The sequence below is a fragment of the Brevibacterium otitidis genome, from assembly GCF_042429315.1.
In the GTDB taxonomy this organism is placed as follows: Bacteria; Actinomycetota; Actinomycetes; order Actinomycetales; family Brevibacteriaceae; genus Brevibacterium; species Brevibacterium otitidis.
The window spans coordinates 116,764-140,911 of the sequence record NZ_JBHMAU010000066.1 but is presented as its reverse complement, the minus strand read 5'-3'; the positions used below and the strand labels follow the sequence as shown (position 1 = coordinate 140,911).

Sequence of the window (24,148 nt, the reverse complement as noted above, 5' to 3'; positions counted from 1 at the left end):
CGGCGGCTGAACGTTTGTAGACTTATGTGCTGTGAGTGAACCCAAGATCATCAAGCTGACCGAGCGGCGCCCCGAGGTCGCCCCCGAAGACCTCATCAACGGCTTCGTGCCGCCGCCGCAGTTCTCGGATGTGTCCTTCGACAGCTATCGGCCCGATGAGCGTCAGCCCTCGCAGTCGCGCGCCCGCGACCAGCTGCGGGAGTTCGCTGCGCAGCGCCGGGAATCGGGGTTCCTCTCCAAGCTCTTCGGCTCCAAGCCGAAAGCCGGCAAGGGCATCTACCTCGACGGCGGCTACGGGGTCGGCAAGACCCACCTGCTCGCCTCGGCCTGGCACGCCAGCGAGAAGCCGGCGACCTTTGGCACCTTCGTCGAGTACACGAACCTCATCGGCGCCCTCGGCTTCCAGCGCGCCCGCGATGAGCTGTCGGGCATGAAGCTCGTGTGCATCGACGAGTTCGAACTCGACGATCCCGGCGACACCGTCATGATGTCGCGGCTCATGCGCGAACTCACCGACGCCGGCGTCAAGATCGTCGCCACCTCCAACACCCTCCCCGGCGCGCTCGGGCAGGGCCGCTTCGCCGCCCAGGACTTCCTGCGCGAGATCCAGGCGCTGGCCGATCAGTTCACCGTGCTCACCATCGACGGCGATGACTATCGCCACCGCGGCAGCCCCACCCCGCCGGAGCCGGTCGATGCGGCCGAGCTCGATGCGGTCGCCGCCGCTGCAGGCGATGTCACCATCGCCCGCGACGACTTCTCCACGGTGCTCGAACACCTCCCGTCGGTCCACCCCTCGCGCTACAGCAGGATGCTCGACGGCATCGACATGATGCTGTGGGAGGACGTGCAGACGATCGACAGCGAAAGCGTCGCCCTGCGCTTCGTCGCCCTCGTCGACCGGATGTACGACCGTGCGATCACCATTCACAACAGCGGAGCCCGCCTCGACGCTGTGTTCACCGACGACATGGTCTCCGGCGGCTACCGCAAGAAGTATCTGCGCTGCCTGTCGCGCCTGACCGCGCTGGCCAGCGGAACGGAGCGATGATGGAACTGCAGCCTGCCGAAACACCGCCCCTGGCCGACAACGTCGACCAGGCCTCCCCGGCTGAGGTCGCCGAGCTGCTGCGCTTCGCCCCCGGCGATGACTTCTCCGCGATCGACACCGCAGCCACCCCAGGATTCTCAGGGGAGAAGCAGGACGGCAGAGCAGCCCAGCAGGTCGACACGGAGCTGCTCTCCGATCTGCAGGAGCGGCTCTACGCCAACGCCAATGTCGGCGGTCTGCGCAAGTCGGTGCTGCTCGTGCTGCAAGGCCGCGACACCGCCGGCAAGGGCGGCGTCGTCAAGCACGTCGTCGGCGCACTGAGCCCGCACGGCGTGCAGGTCTCTGCCTTCGGCGTGCCCAACGCTGAGGAGGCGTCACGGCCGTTCCTGTGGCGGATCAACCGCGCGCTGCCCCGCTGGGGGAACATCGGGGTCTTCGACCGCTCCCACTATGAGGACATCCTCGCTGTGCGCATGCACGAGCTCGAACCGCCGTCCGTGTGGCTCGACCGCTATGAGGACATCAACTCCTTCGAGGACACGCAGGTCGACTCCGGCATCCATATCGTCAAGTGCATGCTGACCGTGTCGCCGGAGGAGCAGGCGAAGCGCCTGGAGAACCGGCTGCGCCGTGTCGACAAGCACTGGAAGTTCAACCCGACCGACATCGATGACCGCGCACGCTGGGCGGATTACACCCAGGCCTATCAGGATGTGCTCGACCGCACCTCGACGGATCTGGTGCCGTGGTACGTCATCCCGGCCGACCGCAAATGGTATTCGCGGTGGGCGATCGTGCGGCTGCTCATCCATCAGCTCCAGCAGCTCAACCTCGACTGGCCGCTCGGCCACTTCGATCCGGATGCAGAGCTCAAGCGCCTGGAGGAGACGAACCGGCAGTTCGAGGACTGAGCCGCCTCCCGCCTCCACCCCACGCAGCTGCCGGAGGATGAGTCAGCGCAGCAGCAGCCACCGGAACACCGGCCAGTCCGGCACCCAATCCGGCAGGCCGATGACTCGCGTCGTCAGCCATACAACAGCGGCGACGAACAGTGCGGTCGCGGCCGCCACCGCCAGTGAGACCGTCCAATGGCTGGTCCGCAGCCAGGTCGTCCACCGGTGCAGCACGGCCCGTCCCCACAGCAGCAGGCTCTGCGCCCACTGGAACTCTGATGCGATGATCGCCAAGCCGATGAACACGATGAGCCAGCCCGGTCCGGGCAGGGGCACGAGGGCGAGGCCGATGACGATGACGACGGCCCCGACGCAGCCGACCAGCCAGCGGTAGATGAATGCCGTCTGCGCATTGCTCATCACCAGCCGCCGCCACCGCAGGAATGCCAAGCGCGCACGCCGCCACCACGGCCGTCCCTGCTTATGGGTGCGGGACAGCCAGCCTGGGGGACGGGGACGGTGCAGGGTCACCCCATCAGTCTAGAGTCCGGCAGCGCTGCAGCAGCCTGCGGGACTGCTGCTGAGGCCGGTTCAAGGGCTTCGCCTCTGATGTGACGAGGGTCACCTGCGAGCGATTTGGCAACTTGGGGTTCACCAGATAGAGTTGTTTCTCGTTGCAAGGAAATCTCCCTCGCAAACACGCGGATGTGGCTCAGTTGGTAGAGCATCACCTTGCCAAGGTGAGGGTCGCGGGTTCGAGTCCCGTCATCCGCTCGGAGACAGGCCAGACCGTCTCACGGTGGAGTGGCCGAGAGGCGAGGCAGCGGCCTGCAAAGCCGTATACGTGGGTTCGAATCCCATCTCCACCTCGGCTTCGCCTTCGGGCGCAAGCGCGATTGGCGCAGCGGTAGCGCGCTTCCTTCACACGGAAGAGGTCACTGGTTCGATCCCAGTATCGCGCACGGCGAGAACGCCATGCATAACTGAATACGCCCCACATGAAGTGGTTCAGGCGCGATTGGCGCAGCGGTAGCGCGCTTCCCTGACACGGAAGAGGTCACTGGTTCGATCCCAGTATCGCGCACAGATTGTGGATGCCGGGCTCTGCAGCCCGGCATTCTGCGTTGTGTCGGCCGATCGACTGCCTGGTGTGGGGCGCGCCACATTTCACTCCTGTATGTCACCGTCCTGTTGCAGGATCGCAACTCCAGCGTGCATCAGCGTGCCCCCGTGACAGCTAAGCTGAACGGGAAAGCACGAACTGACCTCAATGTGAAAAGAGAACGTCGATGTCATCTCAGCCCCCATACGGTTCCGACCCCTACGGCAGCAGCGGTGAGGGCGGACAGCCGGGCTACGGCTCCCAGTCGCCCTACGGCTCCCAGTCGCCCTACGGCTCGCAGCCGGACTACGGTGCACAGCCGCAGTATGGTTCCCAGCCGTCGTACGGCGAGCCGGCTCCGAGCTACTCCTCCGCCGGCGGCTACCCCGGCGGCGAGGCTGGGCCCGCCGACCAGTTCGCTCCTGCCTACGGCGGCCCGAGCGCCCCCTATGGAGGCCAGTCGGATCCCTACGGCGGTCAGGCTGACCCCTACGGCTCCGGCGGCGACAACAAGTCCCGCAACATCCTCGGCATCCTCGCGCTCATCGCCGGCATCCTCGCGCTGCTGTCCTCCGGCGGCTCGTGGATCCCGTTCGTCGGCTTCGTCGCCGGCGGACTCGCCCTGCTGCTCGCCCTGGCTGCGATCATCCTCGGCTTCATCGGGCTCTCGGCCGCCAAGCAGAACAAGGCGACCAACCGCGGCATGAACATCACCGGCATCGTGCTCGGCGGAATCTCCATTCTGCTGACGATCATCCTCATCATTGTCCAGATCTGGATCTTGAACAGCGCCAACAAGAGCCTGAACCAGCAGAGCCAGTCGCCTTCATCGTCGAGCTCCGCCGCCGGCAACCCGGCGGAAGACGGTTCTGCTCAACCGTCTGAACCCGCCGGCGCTGCGACGAGACCTCGGATGCGCAGCCCTCCGAGGACACCGACGACAGCGGCGGTTCGAGCGGCGGCTCGACAGTCGATCTCACAGACGGTGTGACGATGGCCGTGGCAGTCGGCGAGGACACGGTCGATTTCGGTGCTGAAAGCACCAACGGCGAGATGGCCCGAGTTGTCTTCACTATCGAGAACAACTCCGATGCTGAGTTCGATCCCGGCTTCCCGCTCATCTCCTGCACCTACTCCGGCGGTGACTGCACGGACGTCTTCACCGGAGAGTACAGCGGCGCGCTGTCGTTCGAGCCGGTTCCGGCTGGTGAGAGCAAGGACTTCGCCCTCGGATACGAGGTCCCGCACTCCGACATCGACTCCCTTGAGCTGGAAGTGACGATGCCCAACTCCGACCAGGGTTACAGCAACCCGTACATCTTCAAGAAGGGCTGAGAACACCAGTCCCACAATGGGCTGAGGCTCCGCAACCGGAGCCTCAGCCCATCCTCTTCTGGCCGGCGGCAGAAGGGGTAGACTTTCACCGATCGACATCACAGACGACACAGCAAGGAGCACCGCAGTGGCCGATTCCATTCAGCTCGAGGGCAGGCAGATCCCGTTCGAGGAAGGAATGACTGGCACGACTGTGTACGCCGACCGGAAAGATGTCATCGCCATCGAACTCAACGGCGCCTCGGCCGACCTCAGCCGCGAGCTGGCGCCCGGCGACGTCGTCGAGCCCATCACGCTGGCAGACGCCGAGGGCCTCAACATCCTCCGCCACTCCGCCGGCCATGTCGTCGCCCAGGCCGTCCAGGAGCTGTTCCCCGGCACCACCCTGGGCATCGGCCCCTACATCACCGACGGCTTCTACTTCGACTTCGATGTCGCCGAACCGTTTACCCCGGAGGATCTCAAGCAGATCGAAAAGCGGGCCAAGCAGATCATCAAGCAAGGCCAGCAGTTCAAGCGCGTTGTCGTCACCGAGGAAGAGGCCCGCAGCCGGATGGCCGCAGAGCCGTACAAGCTCGAACTCATCGACGACCGTGCCAAGGCCGGAAGCGATGACGACGCCTTCGTCGAAGTCGGCGGCACTGAGCTGACGGTCTACGAGAACACCAACCGGCAGGGCGAAGCCGTCTGGCAGGATCTGTGCCGCGGCCCGCACCTGCCGAGCACCAAGCACATCGGCCAGGGCTTCGCTGTCACCCGCTCCTCGGCCGCCTACTGGCGCGGTGATCAGGCCAATGCCTCGCTGCAGCGCATCTACGGCACCGCCTGGGCCTCGAAAGAGGACCTCAAGGCCTACCAGGATCGCATCGCCGAGGCGGAGCGCCGCGATCACCGCAAGCTCGGTGCCGAACTCGACCTGTTCTCCTTCCCCGATGAGCTCGGCTCCGGCCTGCCGGTCTTCCACCCCAAGGGCGGTGTCATCAAGCGCGAGATGGAGGACTACGTCCGCCAGCGCCACATCGAGGAGGGCTTCTCCTACGTCGGCACCCCGCACATCTCCAAGGAAGCGCTCTACTACACCTCGGGCCACCTGCCGTACTACGGGGAGAACATGTTCCCGTCCCTGCCCGTCGACGAGGTCCGCGACGATGCCACCGGCGAGATCGTCAAGGCCGGTACCCCGTACCGGCTCAAGGCGATGAACTGCCCGATGCACAATCTCATCTACCGCTCGCGCGGCCGCTCCTACCGCGATCTGCCGCTGCGGCTGTTCGAGTTCGGCACGGTGTACCGCGATGAGGCCTCCGGCGTCATCCACGGCCTGACCCGCGTGCGCGCCCTGACACAGGACGACTCCCACTCCTACGTCGCCGAAGAGGACGCTGCCGCAGAGATCCGCCACCTGCTCAACTTCGTCCTCTCGCTGCTGCGCGACTTCGGCCTCAACGACTTCTACCTCGAGCTCTCCACCCGCGATGAGGACGGCAAGAAGCAGGACAAGTTCATCGGCTCGGATGAGCAGTGGGCGGCCGCCACCGAGGTGCTGGAGAGCGTCGGCCGTGAGACCGGCCTCGAACTCGTGCCCGATCCCGGTGGCGCAGCCTTCTACGGCCCCAAGATCTCCGTGCAGGCCCGCGACGCGATCGGCCGCACCTGGCAGATGTCGACCGTGCAGCTCGACTTCAATCAGCCGGAGCGCTTCGGCCTCGAATACCAGGCCGCGGACGGCTCCCGGAAGCGTCCGGTCATGATCCACTCGGCGAAGTTCGGCTCGATCGAACGGTTCTTCGGCGTGCTGACCGAACACTATGCCGGAGCGTTCCCCGTCTGGCTCTCCCCGGTGCAGGTCACCTGCGTGCCGGTGGCCGAGGAGTTCTCCCCGTACCTGCACGAGGTGGCCGATCGGCTGCGCGCCCGCGGCGTGCGCGTCGAGGTCGACGACTCCGACGACCGCTTCCCCAAGAAGATCCGCAACGCCTCGAAGTCGAAGGTGCCCTACACCCTCATCGCCGGCGGCGAGGACCGCGACGCCCAGGCGGTGTCCTTCCGGTTCCGCGACGGCAGCCAGCACAACGGCGTGCCGATCGATGAGGCGATCGCACAGATCGTCGAGGCGATCGAGACGAAGGCGCAGGTATGACCGACGAGCACGGCGAGCACACCGGCGCCGCCGCCTCCGGGATCCCCGAGCCCGAGGCGGCTGCCGGGTTCCCCGGGGAGCCCGACGGCCTGCAGCGGTTGTGGACGCCGCACCGCATGGTCTACATCGGCGGGCAGGACAAGCCCGCCGATAGCAGCGCCCAGCAGTGCCCGTTCTGCCTGGCGCCGAGCCGCAGTGATGAGGACGGCCTCATCGTCGCCCGCGGCGAGACGGTCTTCGCGGTGCTCAACCTGTACCCCTACAATCCCGGCCACCTGCTCATCTGCCCGTATCGCCATGTCGCCGACTACACGGATCTGAGCGAGGAGGAGACGGTCGAGCTCGCCCGGTTCACCCAGCAGGCGATGCGCGTCATCCGCGCAGTGTCGGCACCGCACGGCTTCAACCTCGGGATGAACCAGGGCGGGGTGGCCGGAGCCGGCATCGCCGCGCACCTGCACCAGCATGTTGTGCCCCGCTGGGGCGGAGACGCCAACTTCCTGCCCATCATCGCCCAGACCAAGGCGCTGCCACAGGTCCATGCCGACGTCCGAGCCCTCTTCGCAAAGGAATGGAACGCGTGAAACCAGCCGATATCACCTCCCTCATCAGCTGCGCAGAGCCGGTCGTCACCGGTGACCGTCTGTACTGCCAGCTCACCCGCCCGGATCTGGACGCCAACACCTACCGCGCCCAGTACCTCACCCGCAGCCTCGACGCCGCGGCAGGGGAGTGGACCCGCGCCACCCACGGCTGGAGCGACAGCAGCCTCACCATCACCGACTCCGCCTTCGGCTTCATCCGGGCGACCGGACCGAACGACACCCCGCAGCTGTTCATCGGCAGCCCCGGTGCCGAGGCCCGGCGCGTGACCGACGCACAGCTGGGCGTCTCCGGCTTCGCCTTCGACCCCTCCGGCGCCCGCGTCGTCTGGCTCGCCCGCACGCCGGAGGAGGGACGCTACGGCACCGATGAGGACATCAGCGCCGATGCCGAGGCCCCGCGCCACATCACCGCGGCTGCTTACCTCGCCGATGGGCTCGGCTACCGCCGCGACCGCGTCACCCAGCTCTACGCCGCAGACCTCACGGACCCGGCGCTGACAGCCGTGAGCGTGTCCGGCAGCGAGGATGTGCCGGCTGCCGAACAGCTGACGGAGCACAGCGAGGACATCAGCGATCCCCAGTTCAGTCCGAGCGGACGCCTGAGCGTTATCGCCGGCGTCGAACAGCCGGCAGCCGGCGTCGATCTGCGCTCCCACCTGTGGCTCATCGGAGAGTCCGGAATGGAGCGCATCGACCTGGGGATGCTGAGCGTCGGCGCCCACCAGTGGCTCGACGACGACCGCATCCTCTTCACCGGATCGGAGCTGCGCGCATCGGCCATCGACTTCGTCGCCGCGGTTCCCGGCCTCTTCGTCCACGATCTGCGCACCGGCGACACCACGCGTCTGACCTGCGATGAGACCGTCGAACTCGAAGGCATCGCACCGGTCGTCGCCGATGGCTGCGCCTATGTCGTGCTCACCGTCGCCGGCTCCCAGCGCGCTGCCCGCATCCCGCTCGACGGCCCGCTCGTGCAGCTCACTGACGGTGCGCTCACCCACGCCGAGGCGGCCTCCGCCTCGGGCACGGAGAGCACCCCCGCCTCGGGCACGGAGAGCACCCCCGCCTCGGGCGCGGGTCCGGCGCTGCTGACGCCGCCGGAGCTCGTCGTCACCGGTCTCGCCCGCCACGGCGAGCGGCTCATCGTCACCGCCGCCACGGTCACCTCGCCCGGCGAGGTTTTCGCCGTCGACGCCGCGGGTGGGCTGGAGCAGCTGAGCGACTTCGCCCGCAGCCTCGTCGAGACGCCGCTGCCGGTCGTCACTCCGCAGCCGGTCACCGCACCGACCCCGCTCGGCGATGTCCGCGGCTGGGTCGCGATCCCCGAGGGCGAGGGACCGTTCCCGGTCATCCTCAACATCCACGGCGGGCCCTTCGCCCAGTACACCGAGGCGGTGTTCGACGAGACCCAGGTGCTCGTCGGCGCCGGCTACGCCGTCGTCTACTCCAATCCGCGCGGCTCCAACGGCCGCGGCCGCGCCTGGGGTCGGGCGGTGCAGGGCAATATGGCCGAACCGGCGATGGCCGATGTGCTTGCGATCCTCGACGCCGCGCTGGCCGCACACCCCGAGCTCGACGGCAGCCGCATGGGCGTGCAGGGCGGATCCTACGGCGGCTACCTCACCGCGATGACGCTCAACGACACCGACCGCTTCGCCGCCGGCATCGTCGAACGCGGCTACCTCGATCCGGCGACCTTCGTCGGCACCTCGGACATCGGCCGCTTCTTCACCGAGGAGTACACCGGCCGTGATGCCGAGCGGATCGCCGTGCAGTCGCCGATGACGCGTCTTGCGCAGAACAATGTGCCGACCTTCGTCATCCACTCCGAGCGCGACTTCCGCTGTCCTTTGGAGCAGGCGCAGCGGTACTATGCAGAACTGCAGCGCAATGGCACGTACACTGAGCTGCTGATCTTCCCCGGCGAGAGCCATGGGCTCTCACGCACCGGCAGGCCCCGCCACCGTGTGCAGCGATTCGAGCACATCCTCAGGTGGTGGAGCACCCACCTGCCCGCCTGACCGCCGCTCACCAGCTCTCCCGCAGCGGAGACTGATGCAACGACCGCCGAGGAGCTGGCGCACCAGCTCAGCCGAGAGGAAGAAGAATGAAAGCCCGCACCGCAGCACGTGTCGTGCTGCTCAACGCTGCAGGAGAGGTCCTGCTGTTGCATGTCAAGGACATGTACGACGATTCACGCCACTGGTGGATCACCTGCGGCGGCGGCTCAGAACTGGGCGAGACTTCCGTGCAGACCGCGGCTCGTGAGCTGTCCGAAGAGGCCGGCATCGAGTGCGACCCCGGCGACCTCCTCGGCCCGCTCGCCAGCCGCTCCTTCGTGATGGAGTTCAAGCACCATTCGACGCTGCAGCACGAGACCTACTACGGCATGCAGTGCGAGGAGGACTTCGACTTCGACGAAGCCGTCTGGACCGATGTCGAGAAGGCCTCGATCGTCGAAGGCCGCTGGTGGCCGCTCGAAGAGCTGCGCTCGACGACCGACGTCATCTATCCTCCGCAGCTGGCGACGCTCGTGGAGATGGTGCAGCGCCGGGACGTGCCGGCCGAACCGCTCGTTCTCGATTAGCAGACAGCCGCGGCGGTACACTTCAGACAGCCGCGCGGCAGGCTCGGGCGCTGAGAGGCGCCGAGCGTCGGCGGCGCACACGCACAACCGAGACGAGGAGACATCTGTGGCAGGCCACTCCAAGTGGGCGACAACCAAGCACAAGAAGGCAGCGATCGACGCCAAGCGCGGCAAGCTGTTCGCCAAGCTGGTCAAGAACATCGAGGTGGCAGCCCGTGCCGGCGGCCCCGATGTCGACGGCAACCCCACCCTCTTCGACGCCATCCAGAAGGCCAAGAAGTCCTCGGTTCCCAATGACAACATCGAACGCGCCGTCAAGCGCGGCGCCGGTCTCGACGGCGGCGGCGTCGACTACGAGACGATCATGTACGAAGGCTACGGCCCCGGCGGCGTCGCCATGCTCATCGAGTGCCTGACCGACAACCGCAACCGCGCCGCCTCCGAGGTGCGGGTCGCGGTGACCCGCAACGGCGGCTCGATGGCCGATCCGGGTTCGGTGTCGTACAACTTCAACCGCAAGGGCGTCATCGTCGTCCCCGCTGCGGACACCGACGACGAGGCGATCATGGAAGCGACCCTGGAGGCCGGCGCCGAAGAGGTCAACGACAACGGCGAGATCTACGAGATCATCTGCGAGGCCACCGACCTCGTCGCGGTGCGCACCGCCCTGCAGGAAGCGGACATCGACTACGACTCCGCCGACGCCTCCTTCGTGCCGAACATCGAAGTGCCTCTCGACGTCGCCACCGCAGAGAAGGTCTTCAACCTCATCGACGTGCTCGAAGACTGCGATGACGTGCAGAACGTCTACTCGAACGCCGATGTCTCCGCTGAGGTTCTCGCACAGCTGAACGGCGCATGAACCGATGCGTGTGATGGGAGTCGACCCGGGCCTGACCCGCTGCGGCATCGGCGTCATCGATGCCCAGCGCGTCCACAGGCCGGCTCTCGTCGCCGTCGACGTCGTCGAAACGCCCTCCGTCGACGCCGTCGACACCCGCCTCGGTGCCCTCGCCGACGCCTTCGACCGGTGGCTCGATGAGCACCGGCCCGATGTTGTGAGCATCGAGCGGGTCTTCGCCCGCCACAATGTCTCGACGATCATCGGCACCGCCCAGGCCTCCGGGCTGACGATGGGGTTGGCCGCCCGGCGCGGCATCCCCGTGGCGATGCACACCCCTTCCGAGGTGAAGGCCGCCGTCACCGGCAGCGGCCGGGCCGGCAAGGCGCAGGTGACGAACATGGTCACCCGGATCCTGCGCCTCGACGCCCCCGTCAAGCCCGCCGATGCCGCCGACGCCCTCGCGCTGGCGATCTGCCACCTGTGGCGCGGCGCCGGTGCGGCCGGTTCGACGCCGGGGTTCACGAAGGACGTCGACACCCGCCAGGGCGCCGGCCGGCAGGGCAGCTCGCTGACACCGGCGCAGCAGCAGTGGGCAGCCGCGCTCAAGAGCGCCGGCGCCAACCGCCGTCGCTGAACGCGCTGCCCGCCCGCTGAACGGGGTGTTCGACCGCAGAGCGGGTAGGTCTCGCGGAGCGCGGCGCGCAGCCGGTGAACGGTACGGTCTCGCGGAGCGCGGCACGCCCCGAGGACACAGGTGCCGGGTTCTGTTCGTGCGAGCAGTTAGAGTTGTATTCGTACACACGTTCTCACTGGGAGATTGAGTGATCACCTTTCTTTCGGGCACGGTGCACAGCGTGCGCCCCGACAGCCTCATCGTCGTCACCGCCGGGATCGGCCGCCGGGTCTTCGCCACCCCAGCGCTGGCCGCCGAGGTGCGCCGCGGCCAGGACATCGAGCTGCACACCGTGCTCGTCGTCCGCGAGGACTCGCTGACCCTCTACGGCTTCGGCGATGCCGAGGAGCGGGACCTGTTCGAAACGCTGCAGACGATCTCCGGGATCGGGCCCCGGCTCGCACTGGCCGTGCTCTCCGTGCTCAGCCCTGATGAGCTGCACCAGGCGATCGCCGATGAGGACCAGGCCGCCCTCACGAAGGTCCCCGGCGTCGGCAAGAAGGTCGCGGCGCGCCTCATGCTCGAACTGGCCGGCAAGCTCAGCGTCATCCCGCGCCCGGCCGGAGCGCCCGCAGCCCAGGCCGCACCGGCTGCTGCCGATGCCACGAGCGCCCAGGTCGTCGCAGGCCTCGTCAACCTCGGCTGGAGCCAGGCGCACGCGGAAAAGGCCGTCGCCGAGACTCGTGCGCAGCTCGAAGGCGAGCCGAGCACCGCTGAGCTGCTCAAGGCCACGCTCAAGTCGATCGGCGGGCGCGTATGAGCGAGCCGAGCTACGAAGTCGAATTCACCGGCGATGAGCTCACCGGAGCCGAGAGCGCACGGCTGACCCGTGCGGGCGCCGATGACGCTGAGCGGGTCGCTGAGGTCGCGCTCCGGCCCCGCGGGCTCAAGGACTTCACCGGCCAGCCGCAGGTGTGCGAACAGCTCTCCCTCGTCCTCGACGCCGCTGCCGCCCGCAACCGGGCACCTGACCACGTGCTGCTCTCCGGCCCGCCGGGGCTGGGCAAGACTACCCTGGCGATGATCATCGCCCACGAACTCGGCACCCAGATCAGGGTCACCTCGGGCCCGGCCGTGCAGCACGCCGGCGATCTGGCAGCGATCCTGTCTTCGCTGGAGGAGGGCGAAGTCCTCTTCATCGACGAGATCCACCGTGTGGCCCGGGCAGCCGAGGAGATGCTCTACGTCGCGATGGAGGACTTCCGCGTCGACGTCATCGTCGGCAAGGGCCCGGGAGCGACCGCCATTCCGCTCGACCTGCCGCTCTTCACCCTCGTCGGCGCGACGACCCGCTCCGGTCTGCTGCCGGCACCGCTGCGCGACCGCTTCGGGTTCACCGGCCACCTCGACTTCTACTCCGAGGAGGATCTGCACACCGTGCTGCGGCGCTCAGCGACGATGCTCGACATCGAAGCAGATGCCGCCGGCCTCACGGAGATCGCCACCCGCTCCCGCGGCACCCCCAGAATCGCCAACCGGCTGCTGCGCCGCGTCCGCGACTGGGCGCAGGTGCGCGGAAAGGGCGTTGTCGACTACGCCGCGGCACGGGCTGCGCTGGAGGTCTACGAAGTCGACGAACGCGGACTCGACCGCCTCGACCGGGCAGTGCTGCGCGCCCTGTGCGAACGCTTCGACGGCGGACCGGTCGGACTGCGCACACTGGCCGTGTCAGTGGGGGAGGAGCCGGACACCGTCGAAGAGGTCGCCGAGCCGTTCCTCGTGCGCGAAGGCCTCATGTCCCGCACCCCGCGCGGTCGCGTCGCCACGACTGCAGGCTGGCGCCACCTCGGCCTCACGCCGCGGGATGCCGAACGTGCTCTCTTCGAGTTCACAGACGACGATTAGTGCTTGGCGCAGCCAGACCACTAGACTGGCGTTTTGGCTGCGGCCCATTGTCATCATCGAAAGGCGGAACGCTTGTGAATTCCACCCTCATTTTTCTCGTGCTCGGCGCCCTCATGCTCTTCTTCATGTTCAGCAGCCGTAAGAAGCAGAAGGCCCGCCAGGAGAGCCTGAAGAACGACCTCGTGCCTGGCGCCGAGGTGATGACGACCTTCGGTGTGTACGGAACCGTGCTCACGGTCGCGCCTGAAGACCACATCGTGACCATCGAGAGCGGCCCCGGCACGGTGCTGCGCGTCCACCAGCAGGCTATCGGCCATATCGAACCCGCCAGCGGTGTCGCCACCGACGGGCTCTCCAGCGATGACGCCAGCAGCACCGACGACGATGCGGCAGCGTCCGACCGCTACGGCGATGGCTCCTCCGCCGATCGCTATGACGACTACTCGTCCGACTCTTCGTCTGAGGACCGGTACGACGACTACTCGTCCGACGATCGCTACGACAGCGACGTCGACGACCTGCGCCGCGACGACCGCGGCGACGACTTCAAGGCCTGATCACACCCCGACGAAAGATCCCCTGTGTCAACTTCCGCAGACAAGCCGCGTCCCGGCCTGCGCTTCGCATGGCTGACGATCTTCACGCTGGCCCTCGTCGCCCTCATCGGCGGCGGAGCCATCTGGTCGACCGCCACCTGGACGCCCAAGCTCGCCCTCGACCTCGAAGGCGGCACATCGATCATCCTCGAGCCGCAGCTGGAGGATCAGCGCATCACCCAGGAGCAGCTCGAACAGGCGGTGGCGATCATCCGCCAGCGCGTCGACTCCACTGGTGTGTCCGAAGCTGAGATCACCACCCAGGGTGACCGCAACATCATCGTGAACCTGCCGGGCAATCCTGATGAGCAGACGCGCGAGCTGGTGCGCTCCTCTGCACAGATGGTGTTCCGCCGGGTCGCCGTCGTCGGACCGCCGCAGGCCGAAACCGGTGAGGAGCAGCCGGCCGAGGACGGCGAGGATCAGGGCAGCGACATCACCGATGAGGAGCGCAAGCAGCTCGAAGAGCTCCTCAAGGACCAGGGCGAAGCGCCCGAAGGTGAGCTTCCGGAAGGGGAGATGCCCGAGGAGGGTGCCGACCCCGAAGCCCCGGCTGATGAAGACCCGGCACAGGGCGGCGCAGGATCGATCACCGCTGATGCAGCCGCGGACGTCAATGCCGCCGCTGAGCCCAGCGATGCCGGCACGATTCCAGGACCTGCCGGCAAGCCCGGCAGCGCAGAAGACGCAGAATCCGGAGCCGAGACCGTCGCAGAGGGCGAGTTCCCGCGCTTCGACCCGCAGACCGACCAGAGCTGGATGACCCCGGAGGTGCTCACCGAGTTCCAGGAGCTCGACTGCAGCCTAGAGGAGAACCGCACCGGCGGTGAGGCCGGCCCCGCTGATGAGCCGGTCGTCGCCTGTGATCAGTCCGGCCAGGCCAAGTACGTGCTCGGCCCCGTCGAATTCGACGGCTCCCACATCACCGACGCCAGCTTCGAGTTCGAGACCACTGCACAGGGCACCCAGACGAACCGCCCGGCTGTCTCCGTGACCCTCGACAAGTACGGCTCCGAGGCGTTCAGCCAGATCTCCGGTGAGCTCACCGGCCAGCAGGAGCCCTACGACCAGTTCGCCATGGTGCTCGATGGGCTCGTGCTGTCCGCACCGCGTTCGCAGGCGCACATCACTGACGGGCGGATGCAGATCTCCGGCGCCTTCACCATCGAAGAAGCCGAAACGCTTGCCAGCCAGCTGAAGAACGGCTCCCTGCCGATCAGCTTCCAGGTGCAGAGCGAACAGCAGATCTCGCCGACCCTCGGTGCCGACTACCTCGCCAAAGGCCTGCTCGCCGGCGGCATCGGCCTGCTGCTCGTCGTGATCTACTCGCTCATCCAGTACCGCGTGCTCGGCCTCGTGACCGTCTCCAGCCTCGCGGTCGCCGGTGTGCTGACGTATCTGCTCTTATTGTTCGTCACATGGCGCTACGGATACCGGCTGTCGCTGGCCGGCGTCGCCGGTCTCATCGTCGGCATCGGCATGACAGCGGACTCCTTCATCGTCTACTTCGAACGCGTGCGAGACGAGCTGCGGTCAGGCCGCAAGCTCACCAGCGCAGTCGAGATCGGCTGGGATCGCGCCAAGCGCACGATCTTCGCCTCGAAGGCCGTCAACATGCTTGCCGCCGTCATCCTCTACATCCTGGCCGTCGGCAGCGTGCGCGGCTTCGCGTTCACGCTCGGCCTCACCGTCATCGTCGACGTCATCCTCGTCGTCCTGTTCACGCATCCGATGCTCCAGGTGCTCGCCCGCACCCACTTCTTCGGCCACGGACACCCGTGGTCGGGCATGGATCCGCGTCAGCTCGGCGTCAAGATGGCCGCCTACCGCGGTGCGATGGGCCTTGACCTGGAGAAGGCGAAGGAGAAGTCGAAGAAGCGCGGCTCCTACAAGGAGGCCAAGCGCCGGCAGGCCAGCATCGAGAAGCGGTCTGCCGCCTCGGCGCGGGGCGGCCGCCGCAAGGGCACCAGCACGCTCACCGCTGACCGCTCCGAGCTCTCGATCGCCGAGCGCAAGGCGCTGCGCGCGAAGGAAGCGCAGGAGAAGGAAGAGGGCAGCACCACAGAGAAGGCTGAGACCGGAACCGGAAAGGACGGTGATGCCCGATGATGCGCCGCTTCTTCTCCTGGGGCAATGACCTGCACTCGGGGCGCACCTCGATCCCGTTCATCAAGCGCTCGAAGCTGTGGCTCGGCATCGCGGCCGCGCTCATGGTCGCCTCGCTCATCGTGCCGCTCGTCGGCGGGTTCAACCTCGGCATCGCGTTCAAGGGCGGCTCGCAGTTCCAGATCGCCAACACCTCGGACACCTCCGAACAGCACGCGCACGATGCCATCACCGGCGTCGTCGGCTCTGAGGTGACGACCTCGGTGGTGCCGACCTCGGACACCTCGATCAAGATCGACACCGATCAGCTCACCGATGAGCAGATGCAGCAGGTCCGAGACGCGCTCGTCGAGTCGTACCAGGTCGACAACGCCGATGTCACCTCGAACTTCGTCGGACCCAAATGGGGGCAGGACGTCACCGAGAAGATGACGCGGGCGCTCATCATCTTCGTGGCGATCGCGATGCTCGTGATGGCGATCTACTTCCGCACGTGGAAGATGTCGCTGGCAGCGATCCTCGGGCTCGTCTTCGTCATGGTCGTGACGATGGGCATCTACTCGGCACTCGGCTTCGAAGTCACCCCGGAGGCCATCATCGGCTTCCTCACCGTCCTCAGCTTCTCGCTGTACGACACCGTGGTGGTCTTCGACAAGATCCGCGAGAACACCGAGGACTTCAAGGACAACCACCGGATGAAGTTCTCCGAACTCGTCAACCTCGGCGTCAACCAGACGACGGTGCGTTCGATCAACACCTCGATGATCTCGGTGCTGCCGATCGCAGCGATCCTCTTCATCGGTGTGTTCCTGCTCGGTGCCGGCACCCTGACCGATATCGCGCTCTCGCTGTTCATCGGCACCATCGTCGCCGCCGCCTCGACGCTGTTCGTCGCCTCGCCGCTGTACAACCTGCTGCGGAAGAACGAACCGGCGGTTAAGGAGCAGGAGGAGATCGTCGACGAGTACCGCCGCAAGCGCGGGCTGCCCGACCGGCCGCCGGTGCTCTTCGAAGACGTCGGCGCCTGAGCACCGGCGCAGTTGCACAGCCAGGCGGCCGCGACCGCGTAAAATGGACAGACCATGACAGGGAATGCTCCCCTGTCATGGTCTGTTGATTATGTGAGGGAAGGAGCGTCAGATGGCCGACACCACCGGTGAGTCCACGCGCAGGCCGCGCGGCATCTCGCGTCTGGCGTTCTGGACTGCCCGCTCGCAGCAGACCCCGCAGCACCCCAAGGCGCTGGCGCCGCTGCTGCAGGCTGTTGCCCACAACCACCCCAAGGCCGATATCGAGGTCATCGTCCGTGCCTACCGGGTGGCGGAGAAGTGGCATCGCGGGCAGATGCGCAAGAGCGGCGACCCCTACATCACCCATCCGGTCGCCGTCGCGACGATCCTCGCAGAGATCGGCATGAACCCGCCGACCCTGGCCGCCGCGCTGCTGCACGACACCGTCGAGGACACCGACTTCAGCCTCGAACAGCTGCGCGAGGACTTCGGCGATGAGATCGCCCTCATGGTCGACGGGGTGACGAAGCTCGACAAGATCGAATACGGTGCTGCCACCCAGTCGGAGACCGTGCGCAAGATGATCCTGGCGATGTCCAAGGACATCCGGGTGCTCGTCATCAAGCTCGCCGACCGGCTGCACAACGCCCGCACGTGGAAGTACGTCCCGGCCGCCTCGAGCCAGAGGAAGGCCAAGGAGACACTCGAGATCTTCGCCCCGCTGGCACACCGGCTGGGCATGAACACGATCAAATGGGAGCTCGAGGACCTGTCCTTCCAGGTGCTCTACCCCAAGGTCTACAGCGAGATCATCCGGCTCGTAGCCGAACGCGCCCCGGAGCGGGAGAAGTACCTGGCGATCGTGTCGAAGGAGCTCAAAGAGGAGGCCGCAGAGGCCAATATCGCCGCGGAGATCTCCGGACGGCCGAAGCACTACTACTCGATCTACCAGAAGATGGTCGTCCGCGGTCACGAGTTCGCCGATATCTACGATCTCGTCGGAGTCCGGGTGCTGGTGGAGACCGTGCGCGAATGCTATGCCGTGCTCGGTCTCGTCCATGCGAAGTGGTCGCCGATCGCCGGCCGCTTCAAGGACTACATCGCGATGCCGAAGTACAACATGTACCAGAGTCTGCACACCACCGTCATCGGGCCCTACGGCAAACCCGTCGAGATCCAGATCCGCACCCATGAGATGCACCGGCGGGCCGAGTTCGGCATCGCCGCCCACTGGAAGTACAAGGACCGTCGCAAGGTCAACCCGCAGGCGATCAATGCTGCGGGCGGCAGGATGGCCAAAGTCGGCGACTCCGGCGAGGTCGACCAGGTCGCCTGGCTGCGGCAGCTGCTCGACTGGCAGCGCGAGACCTCGGATCCGGATGAGTTCCTCGACAATCTGCGCTTCGAGGTCAACTCCAAAGAGGTCTACATCTTCACGCCCAAGGGCGACATCATCTCCCTGCCCGCAGATGCCACCCCGGTCGACTTCGCCTATGCGGTGCACACCGAAGTCGGGCACAAGACGATGGGCGCGCGCGTCAACGGCCGTCTGGTGTCTCTCGACTCGACGCTGCACAACGGCGATGTCGTCGAAGTGTTCACCTCCAAGGATGAGAATGCCGGGCCCTCCCGCGACTGGCTGGCCTTCGTCACGAGCCCGCGGGCGCGCAACAAGATCCGCCAGTGGTTCTCCAAGGAACGCCGCGAAGAGGCGATCGAGACCGGCCGCGACCAGCTCGCCCGTGCGATGCGCCGCCATCATCTCTCAGCCGATGCGCTCATGAGCCAGGAAGCGCTGCTCGTCGTCGCGAGCGAGCAGCGGCTGCCCGATGTCACCGCGCTGTATGCCGCGATCGGCAACGGCACGATGTCCGCCGCCCACGTCGTCGACCTGCTCGCCAAGGAAGTCGCCGCCGATGAGCCCGATGACGACAACCAGCCGACCACCGAGATCCTGCGGCCGTCCAATCGCCGCGGCAAATCCCGCGGCCATCACTCCTCGACCGACGGCGTGCGCGTCAAGGGCTCCGACGACATCCTCGTCAAGCTCGCACGCTGCTGCACCCCGGTGCCCGGAGACGAAATCATCGGCTTCGTCACCCGCGGCGCCGGAGTCTCGGTGCATCGGAAGGACTGCAAGAACGTCGCGAGCCTCAAACGCGAACCCGAGCGCATCGTCGACGTCGAGTGGTCCCACAACTCCCAGGGCATCTACCTTGTGCAGATCCAGGTCGAAGCCCTCGACCGCGCCGGCCTGCTGTCGGACATCACGAAGGTGCTCACCGACAACCACGTGAATATCCTCTCGGCCTCGGTCGCGACCTCTCGGGCCCGGGTGGCGCAGTCGCGGTTCGTCTTCGAGATCGGCGACTCCACCCATCTGGAGACTGTGCTCTCTGCCGTCAAACAGGTCGAAGGCGTCTTCGACGTCTACCGGATCACCGGCGGCTGAGCTCAGCGCACCGGCAGCAGTGCACGCGCGTGCGGCACGAGCGCAGCCAGCAGCCGGCGCATGCGCACAACATGGGGCCGCCGATACTGCTCGACGACGAACCGGGCGAAGGCGATCTGCTCATCGACCCCGACCGGTCCCAGCACTCTGCGGGCGCCTTCCTGCGCCTGTGCATCATCGGGCTCGGCGTCGAGCAGCGCATAGAGCAGGTCGTACAGCGTGCGCTCCGGTGAGGTGAGGGCGAGGCCGGCCAGCTGCGTCTCCTCACTGGGACACACATTCCGCTCATGGACGATCGCCGGCAGCCGAGTCGAGCGGATCCGGCGGCGCGTGCGGGTCGTGTACTCCGCGACGACCGGTGCGAGCCCGGAACCCCACCACACCCAATGCGCCGAATGATGGCTGAGCACCAGATTCGACAGGGGAGCAGGCCCGATGCTGCTGGCCCGCAGCTGCGCATCGACCGGCATGCCGACCGGCGCCCAGCAGGTGGCTGACAGCCGGAACGCCAGACCGTCGAATGTCAGCCCCATGAGCTCGGCATAGCTCAGCGGCTCACCCAGGCGCAGCAGATCGTCCATGCCTCCACTCTCGCCCACTCGAAGCGTCGCGGCCAGAGGCCGGCCGAATCTGTGGATAACCAGTTCCGGCCCGCCTGGAGACCAGACGGGCCGGAGCCGAATCGCTCAACTGTGGTGGGGCCGAAGCCTGCAGCTGCGCTCACGCCTCAGCAGTGCGCTCACTCCTCAGCACTGCGCTGCCGCTGCGGCCGTATCACCGCGGCTGTGTCACTGCAGCTCTTCTGCGGTGCGCGCCACCTGATCGCGCCAGGCGCGGCGGGTGTCGAGCGCCTCCCGTGCCTGGGCGATCGCCCTCTCCTCGCCGGCTGCTTCGGCCTTCGCGAGATCGGCTTCGAGACCGGCAATCGAGGCGTCGAGCTGGGCGAGCATGCCCGAGGTGCGGGCCTGGTGCTCCGGGTTCGTCCGACGCCATTCGGCGTCCTCCGCCTCGGCGAGGGCCCGCTCGACAGCACGCAGTCCGCCCTCCATGCGCGAGATGTCCGCCCGGGGAACCTTGCCGGCGTCCTCCCACTGGTCCTGGATGACGCGCAGCTTCTCCTTTGCCACGGCCGGATCGGTGATCGGCAGCAGCGCCTCGGCCTCAGCCAGCAGCGCCTCCTTGACCTTGAGGTTGCCGACGTACTCTGCCTCAACCTCCTCATTGGCCCGGTTGCGGGCGGCGAAGAAGCGATCCTGGGCAGCACGGAACTTCGCCCACAGCGCGTCATCGTCCTTCCGGCCGGCGCGCGGAGCGGCCTTCCACCGGTCCATGAGCCGGCGGTACTGCTGGGCGGTCTCCCGCCAGTCGGTGGAATCCGACAGCGCTTCAGCCTCGGTCACGAGCTTCTCCTTGACGCGCTTGCCCTCGGCATTGCGCTCATCGAGTGCGGAGAAGAACTCGCGGCGGGCCTTGTCGAAGCGGTTGCGGGCCTTCGAGAAGCGGCCCCACAGCTCCTGGTCCTTCGACCGGGGCAGCCGCGGAGTCGTCGCCTGCACCTGCTTCCACTCAGCGAACAGCTCCTTCATCCGGGCGCTTGACTGCTTCCACTGCACGCGCGCCGGATCGGCAGCGGCGATCGCCTCGGCCTCCTCGACAACTGCGATGCGCTTCTGCACACCGGCTTCCTTCGCCTGCGCATGCTCCTCAGCCTGTCGGGCGGTCGCCTGGGCAGCAGCCTCGGAGACGGCGTCGAGGCGGCGGCGCAAGGCGTCGATATCGCCGACCACCTGCGCTTCGGCCAGCGCCTCTCGCTGGGTGCTCGCCGCCTCGGCGACGGTCGCCCCGGCAGCACCGGCTGCCAGGCGCTGCTCCAGCAGCGTCACCGCATCGGCGAGATCAAGGTATTTGCGGGCGAAGTACTCCAGCGCCTGCGCATCATCGGCATCCGGGTACTGGCCGACCTCTCGCTCGCCCTCAGCAGTGCGGACATAGACCGTGGAATCCTCAGCGACCCGGCCGAACGCCGTCGCCTCGGCCAGCTCTGCTGTGCGGTCCTGCACCGGTGCCGGCGCAGCGGCGGCTGCCGGGCCCGGACGCGGACGCAGGGCCGCCGGCGAGGGAATCGCCGAGGGCTTAGGAGCCGGGGCGGGAGTGGGCTTCGGGGTGGGAGTCGGCTGCTGCGCTGCGGCGGGCTGGGCTGCGTCGCCGGGCTGCGGCGCGGAGGTGGACTGCTGCGTCTCGTCGGTCATGTGGCACCTTGTCGTCTCGTCGGTCGAATCCTGTGAGGGATCACTCAACGCTGGAATGTACGTTCCCAGCATAACGACAAATCTGCCTGCTGAACCGGTGTCCATCCTGCTCGATACACTGGGGACATGGAGATTGCTGGAGTCCGCGCTGAGTTCCTCGATGTCAACTGCTACGCCGTGGCAGCTGAGCATCCCGACGGCGCTGCACGCGAATGCCTGCTCGTCGACGCCGGATTCGACTGCGCCCCGCAGATGAAGGAGCTGCTCGACGAGCTCGGCTGGACGCCGGTGGCGGTGCTGCTGACCCACGGCCATGCCGACCACGTGCTCGGACTCCCGCGTCTGCGCGAAGTGTTCCCGCAGCTGCAGGCGCATCTGGCCAGCCCCGACGTCTACCGTCTCGCCGACCCGGCCGGCACCATCTCCCCGCAGCTCGGACAGATGCTGGCGGGCATGCTCGGCGATTGGACCGCTCCCGAGGTGACCGAGACCGCTGACGGTGCCGCCTGGGAGGCGGCCGGGCTGCAGATCGAGGCGACCCTGGCGCCCGGGCACACGGAAGGTTCGATGCTGTGGCGGGTGCGCGACACATCGGGACCGGCCGGGGAGCTCGAGGTGCCCGAGGTGCTGTTCACCGGAGATGTGCTCTTCGCCGGGTCGATCGGCCGCACCGATCTGCCCGGCGGTGACGACGCGGCGATGCGCTCCTCACTGCAGATGTTCGCCGTGATGCCCGACACTCCGGTGCTGCCCGGCCACGGCCCCGGCAGCACCATTGCGCACGAAATGCGCACCAACCCCTTCCTCTGACCACCGCACTGCGCGACCTATGATGGATGCGGCCGGCGCACCACCGCCGGCCGGCACCCACCTGGCAAGGAGAACGACCCATGGCACAAGCCGCACGCCTATCCGGCTTCCCCGAATGGCTGCCCGGTGACCGCATCGTCGAAGAGCGCGTCATCGACCTGCTCAAGCACACCTTCGAGCTCAACGGCTATGCCGCTCTGCACACGCGTGCCGTTGAACCGCTGAGCGCCCTGGCCAAGGACGGGGAGATCGACAAGGAGATCTTCGCCGTCTCCCGCCTGCATGGTGATCCGGCGGAGGCGCGCAATCCTATGGGTCTGCACTTCGACCTGACGGTGCCGTTTGCCCGCTATGTCGTCGAGAACGCCGGGCACCTGTCGTTCCCGTTCAAGCGCTACCAGATCCAGCCGGTGTGGCGCGGGGAGCGTCCCCAGGACGGCCGGTTCCGCGAGTTCATCCAGGCCGATATCGACGTTGTCGCCGAAGACACTCTGGCCGATCACTTCGAAGTCGAAGTCCCGCTCGTCATGGCGCAGGCCTTCGAGGCGCTGAGCGAGCTGGGGGTGCCGCCGGTGCGGATCCTGGCGAACAACCGCAAGCTGCTCGAAGGCTTCGCCCGCGGACTCGACCTGGAGAACATCCCGGCTGTGCTGCGCAGCCTCGACAAGTACGACAAGATCGGCCCGGAGAAGGTCGGCGAGCTGCTCGCCGCCGATGCCGGTGCCAGTGCCGCCCAGCAGAAGGCGCTGCTGGCCCTGGCCGGGATCGAAGCGGACACCTCGGCCTTCGCCGAACAGGTGCTCGCCCTCGGCGTCAGCAACGACCTCCTCGATGAGGGGCTCGAATCCCTCGTCCGGCTCGTCGACGCCGCCCGCCAGGTGCAGCCCGGCGTCGTTGTCGCCCAGCTCAAGATCGCCCGCGGACTCGACTACTACACCGGCTCGGTGTACGAAACGCAGCTGCGCGGCCACGAATCGCTCGGCTCGGTGTGCTCCGGCGGCCGCTACGATTCGCTCGCGACGAACGGCAGGAAGACCTATCCCGGTGTTGGCATCTCGCTCGGCGTCTCCCGCCTGATGTCGCGGCTGGTGGGTAAGAACCGGATGCTGGCAGCGACCCGCTCCGTGCCGACCGCTGTGCTCGTCGCCGTCACCGATGAGAGCGCCCGCGCCGAGGCGGATGCCACCGCCATGCAGCTGCGTCGCCGCGGCATCCCCGTCGATGTCGCCCCGGCTGCGAGCAAGTTCGGCAAGCAGATCCGCTTCGCTGACCGCCGCGGCATCCCATACGTCTGGTTCATCGACGGTGAGACCGGCCACGAGGTCAAGGACATCCGCTCCGGTGAGCAGGTCTCGGCCGACCCTGAGCTGTGGGCGCCGCCGGCAGAGGACGTGTGGCCGCGGGTCGAACGCGTCGACGCTGGCGCAGCAGACTGAGGTAGGCTCAGCCGTCGGCCTGCACCCGGAGCGGCGCTGCCGTGCGCGGCCCCGGGTCTGGCGCCAGCGAACCGTCCGGGGCGATGTGGTCGAAGATCTCGGCCACCATCGTGACAACGTGCGGGTCATCGACGACGTAGAAGATGTGCTTGCCGTCGCGGCGGGAGGAGACGAGTCCGGCCAGCCGCATCTTCGCCAGATGCTGGGAGACGACCTGCACGCTCACCCCGCACTCTTCGGCGAGGCTGCTGACATCGCGCTCCCCGTGCAGCAGATGCCAGACGATGAACAGCCGGGTCGACGACGACAGCATCCTGAACGTCTCAGCGGCGACGTCGACCTGGGCCTGCGTCGGCACCTCGGGAACAGCGATCTCGACGTTCGCCTCATGACTCATCGACAGCATCCAGCCTT

General features: G+C 67.2%; 22 protein-coding genes and 4 tRNA genes. 22 read left to right on the top strand and 4 right to left on the bottom strand.

The genetic code is table 11. The features are described from left to right. The first annotated feature begins 31 nt into the window (after nucleotides 1-31). Both zapE and ACFFN1_RS10450 read left to right on the top strand, forming a co-directional pair. The gene (gene zapE / locus ACFFN1_RS10455; protein ID WP_376840669.1) at nucleotides 32-1,051 is read left to right on the top strand and encodes a cell division protein ZapE; all 1,020 of its coding nucleotides are present in this window, start codon (nucleotides 32-34) and stop codon (nucleotides 1,049-1,051) included. Beyond that, complete coding sequence (locus tag ACFFN1_RS10450) at nucleotides 1,051-1,962, top strand: PPK2 family polyphosphate kinase (protein WP_376840668.1); 912 nt, start codon at nucleotides 1,051-1,053, stop codon at nucleotides 1,960-1,962. Before zapE ends, ACFFN1_RS10450 begins: the two co-directional genes overlap by 1 nt. 42 nt (nucleotides 1,963-2,004) lie before the next feature. Here the strand turns inward: ACFFN1_RS10450 and ACFFN1_RS10445 are convergent, their stop codons facing one another. Continuing rightward, on the bottom strand, nucleotides 2,005-2,475 hold the full coding sequence (locus tag ACFFN1_RS10445) for a TIGR02611 family protein (RefSeq protein ID WP_376840667.1): 471 nt from the start codon (nucleotides 2,473-2,475) through the stop codon (nucleotides 2,005-2,007). 170 nt (nucleotides 2,476-2,645) lie between these two features. Here ACFFN1_RS10445 and ACFFN1_RS10440 point away from each other — a divergent pair. The 18 genes from ACFFN1_RS10440 (at nucleotide 2,646) to ACFFN1_RS10355 (ending at nucleotide 19,239) form a co-directional block, all read left to right on the top strand. Continuing rightward, nucleotides 2,646-2,718: transfer RNA gene (locus ACFFN1_RS10440), tRNA-Gly, on the top strand. A 24-nt stretch (nucleotides 2,719-2,742) separates the two neighbouring features. Further along, nucleotides 2,743-2,813, top strand: a tRNA-Cys gene (locus ACFFN1_RS10435). Between the two features lie 21 nt (nucleotides 2,814-2,834). Next, a tRNA-Val gene (locus ACFFN1_RS10430) sits at nucleotides 2,835-2,906 on the top strand. Between the two features lie 50 nt (nucleotides 2,907-2,956). Next, a tRNA-Val gene (locus ACFFN1_RS10425) sits at nucleotides 2,957-3,028 on the top strand. Between the two features lie 205 nt (nucleotides 3,029-3,233). Beyond that, nucleotides 3,234-4,037 carry a hypothetical protein gene (locus tag ACFFN1_RS10420; RefSeq protein WP_376840666.1) on the top strand — a complete coding sequence of 268 codons (804 nt, stop codon included), beginning with the start codon at nucleotides 3,234-3,236 and terminating at the stop codon, nucleotides 4,035-4,037. Between the two features lie 2 nt (nucleotides 4,038-4,039). Further along, nucleotides 4,040-4,381 (top strand): hypothetical protein, encoded by a 342-nt coding sequence (locus tag ACFFN1_RS10415; RefSeq protein WP_376840665.1) that lies wholly within the window; start codon nucleotides 4,040-4,042, stop codon nucleotides 4,379-4,381. A 127-nt stretch (nucleotides 4,382-4,508) separates the two neighbouring features. Further along, nucleotides 4,509-6,521: a threonine--tRNA ligase gene (thrS, locus tag ACFFN1_RS10410; RefSeq protein ID WP_376840664.1), complete on the top strand. Its 2,013-nt coding sequence runs from the start codon at nucleotides 4,509-4,511 to the stop codon at nucleotides 6,519-6,521. Next, nucleotides 6,518-7,105: an HIT family protein gene (locus tag ACFFN1_RS10405; RefSeq protein WP_376840663.1), complete on the top strand. Its 588-nt coding sequence runs from the start codon at nucleotides 6,518-6,520 to the stop codon at nucleotides 7,103-7,105. Before thrS ends, ACFFN1_RS10405 begins: the two co-directional genes overlap by 4 nt. Then, nucleotides 7,102-9,147 (top strand): S9 family peptidase, encoded by a 2,046-nt coding sequence (locus ACFFN1_RS10400; protein ID WP_376840662.1) that lies wholly within the window; start codon nucleotides 7,102-7,104, stop codon nucleotides 9,145-9,147. The genes ACFFN1_RS10405 and ACFFN1_RS10400 overlap by 4 nt, the downstream gene beginning before the upstream one ends. Before the next feature lie 86 nt (nucleotides 9,148-9,233). Then, nucleotides 9,234-9,713: an NUDIX hydrolase gene (locus ACFFN1_RS10395; RefSeq protein ID WP_376840661.1), complete on the top strand. Its 480-nt coding sequence runs from the start codon at nucleotides 9,234-9,236 to the stop codon at nucleotides 9,711-9,713. Nucleotides 9,714-9,819: 106 nt separating this feature from the next. Continuing rightward, nucleotides 9,820-10,575: a YebC/PmpR family DNA-binding transcriptional regulator gene (locus ACFFN1_RS10390; protein WP_376840660.1), complete on the top strand. Its 756-nt coding sequence runs from the start codon at nucleotides 9,820-9,822 to the stop codon at nucleotides 10,573-10,575. A gap of 4 nt (nucleotides 10,576-10,579) precedes the next feature. Then, nucleotides 10,580-11,191: a crossover junction endodeoxyribonuclease RuvC gene (gene ruvC, locus ACFFN1_RS10385; RefSeq protein ID WP_376840659.1), complete on the top strand. Its 612-nt coding sequence runs from the start codon at nucleotides 10,580-10,582 to the stop codon at nucleotides 11,189-11,191. Nucleotides 11,192-11,378: 187 nt separating this feature from the next. Continuing rightward, on the top strand, nucleotides 11,379-11,990 hold the full coding sequence (gene ruvA, locus ACFFN1_RS10380) for a Holliday junction branch migration protein RuvA (RefSeq protein ID WP_376840658.1): 612 nt from the start codon (nucleotides 11,379-11,381) through the stop codon (nucleotides 11,988-11,990). Continuing rightward, nucleotides 11,987-13,075, top strand: coding sequence for a Holliday junction branch migration DNA helicase RuvB (ruvB, locus tag ACFFN1_RS10375; RefSeq protein WP_376840657.1), 1,089 nt, complete (start codon nucleotides 11,987-11,989; stop codon nucleotides 13,073-13,075). The genes ruvA and ruvB overlap by 4 nt, the downstream gene beginning before the upstream one ends. A gap of 74 nt (nucleotides 13,076-13,149) precedes the next feature. Then, on the top strand, nucleotides 13,150-13,632 hold the full coding sequence (yajC, locus tag ACFFN1_RS10370) for a preprotein translocase subunit YajC (RefSeq protein ID WP_376840656.1): 483 nt from the start codon (nucleotides 13,150-13,152) through the stop codon (nucleotides 13,630-13,632). Nucleotides 13,633-13,656: 24 nt separating this feature from the next. Beyond that, nucleotides 13,657-15,780: a protein translocase subunit SecD gene (secD, locus tag ACFFN1_RS10365; protein WP_376840655.1), complete on the top strand. Its 2,124-nt coding sequence runs from the start codon at nucleotides 13,657-13,659 to the stop codon at nucleotides 15,778-15,780. Next, entirely contained in the window at nucleotides 15,780-16,805 is a 1,026-nt protein-coding gene (secF, locus tag ACFFN1_RS10360) for a protein translocase subunit SecF (protein ID WP_376840707.1), read from the top strand. The genes secD and secF overlap by 1 nt, the downstream gene beginning before the upstream one ends. A 112-nt stretch (nucleotides 16,806-16,917) precedes the next feature. Continuing rightward, on the top strand, nucleotides 16,918-19,239 hold the full coding sequence (locus ACFFN1_RS10355) for a RelA/SpoT family protein (RefSeq protein WP_376840654.1): 2,322 nt from the start codon (nucleotides 16,918-16,920) through the stop codon (nucleotides 19,237-19,239). A gap of 2 nt (nucleotides 19,240-19,241) precedes the next feature. Here the strand turns inward: ACFFN1_RS10355 and ACFFN1_RS10350 are convergent, their stop codons facing one another. Beyond that, nucleotides 19,242-19,820, bottom strand: a complete 579-nt coding sequence (locus tag ACFFN1_RS10350; protein WP_376840653.1) for a hypothetical protein — start codon at nucleotides 19,818-19,820, stop codon at nucleotides 19,242-19,244. A 207-nt stretch (nucleotides 19,821-20,027) separates the two neighbouring features. Then, nucleotides 20,028-21,488 carry a DUF349 domain-containing protein gene (locus ACFFN1_RS10345; protein WP_376840652.1) on the bottom strand — a complete coding sequence of 487 codons (1,461 nt, stop codon included), beginning with the start codon at nucleotides 21,486-21,488 and terminating at the stop codon, nucleotides 20,028-20,030. 126 nt (nucleotides 21,489-21,614) lie between these two features. On the opposite strand from ACFFN1_RS10345, the gene ACFFN1_RS10340 reads away from it, so the two are divergent. Next, on the top strand, nucleotides 21,615-22,298 hold the full coding sequence (locus ACFFN1_RS10340; protein ID WP_376840651.1) for an MBL fold metallo-hydrolase: 684 nt from the start codon (nucleotides 21,615-21,617) through the stop codon (nucleotides 22,296-22,298). 80 nt (nucleotides 22,299-22,378) lie between these two features. Next, nucleotides 22,379-23,734 carry a histidine--tRNA ligase gene (gene hisS / locus ACFFN1_RS10335; protein ID WP_376840650.1) on the top strand — a complete coding sequence of 452 codons (1,356 nt, stop codon included), beginning with the start codon at nucleotides 22,379-22,381 and terminating at the stop codon, nucleotides 23,732-23,734. Nucleotides 23,735-23,741: 7 nt separating this feature from the next. Here hisS and ACFFN1_RS10330 read toward each other — a convergent pair whose 3' ends face one another. Further along, nucleotides 23,742-24,131, bottom strand: coding sequence for an ArsR/SmtB family transcription factor (locus ACFFN1_RS10330; RefSeq protein ID WP_376840648.1), 390 nt, complete (start codon nucleotides 24,129-24,131; stop codon nucleotides 23,742-23,744). Between the last annotated feature and the right edge of the window lie 17 nt (nucleotides 24,132-24,148).

Coding starts and splice junctions, on each gene's coding strand:
- ACFFN1_RS10450 (WP_376840668.1), top strand. CDS start 1,051: ATGGAACTGCAGCCTGCCGAAACACCGCCCCTGGCCGACAACGTCGAC.
- ACFFN1_RS10420 (WP_376840666.1), top strand. CDS start 3,234: ATGTCATCTCAGCCCCCATACGGTTCCGACCCCTACGGCAGCAGCGGT.
- ACFFN1_RS10415 (WP_376840665.1), top strand. CDS start 4,040: ATGGCCGTGGCAGTCGGCGAGGACACGGTCGATTTCGGTGCTGAAAGC.
- ACFFN1_RS10405 (WP_376840663.1), top strand. CDS start 6,518: ATGACCGACGAGCACGGCGAGCACACCGGCGCCGCCGCCTCCGGGATC.
- ACFFN1_RS10395 (WP_376840661.1), top strand. CDS start 9,234: ATGAAAGCCCGCACCGCAGCACGTGTCGTGCTGCTCAACGCTGCAGGA.
- ruvC (WP_376840659.1), top strand. CDS start 10,580: ATGCGTGTGATGGGAGTCGACCCGGGCCTGACCCGCTGCGGCATCGGC.
- ruvB (WP_376840657.1), top strand. CDS start 11,987: ATGAGCGAGCCGAGCTACGAAGTCGAATTCACCGGCGATGAGCTCACC.
- secF (WP_376840707.1), top strand. CDS start 15,780: ATGCGCCGCTTCTTCTCCTGGGGCAATGACCTGCACTCGGGGCGCACC.
- ACFFN1_RS10355 (WP_376840654.1), top strand. CDS start 16,918: ATGGCCGACACCACCGGTGAGTCCACGCGCAGGCCGCGCGGCATCTCG.
- ACFFN1_RS10350 (WP_376840653.1), bottom strand. CDS start 19,820: ATGGACGATCTGCTGCGCCTGGGTGAGCCGCTGAGCTATGCCGAGCTC.
- ACFFN1_RS10345 (WP_376840652.1), bottom strand. CDS start 21,488: ATGACCGACGAGACGCAGCAGTCCACCTCCGCGCCGCAGCCCGGCGAC.
- ACFFN1_RS10340 (WP_376840651.1), top strand. CDS start 21,615: ATGGAGATTGCTGGAGTCCGCGCTGAGTTCCTCGATGTCAACTGCTAC.
- hisS (WP_376840650.1), top strand. CDS start 22,379: ATGGCACAAGCCGCACGCCTATCCGGCTTCCCCGAATGGCTGCCCGGT.
- ACFFN1_RS10330 (WP_376840648.1), bottom strand. CDS start 24,131: ATGAGTCATGAGGCGAACGTCGAGATCGCTGTTCCCGAGGTGCCGACG.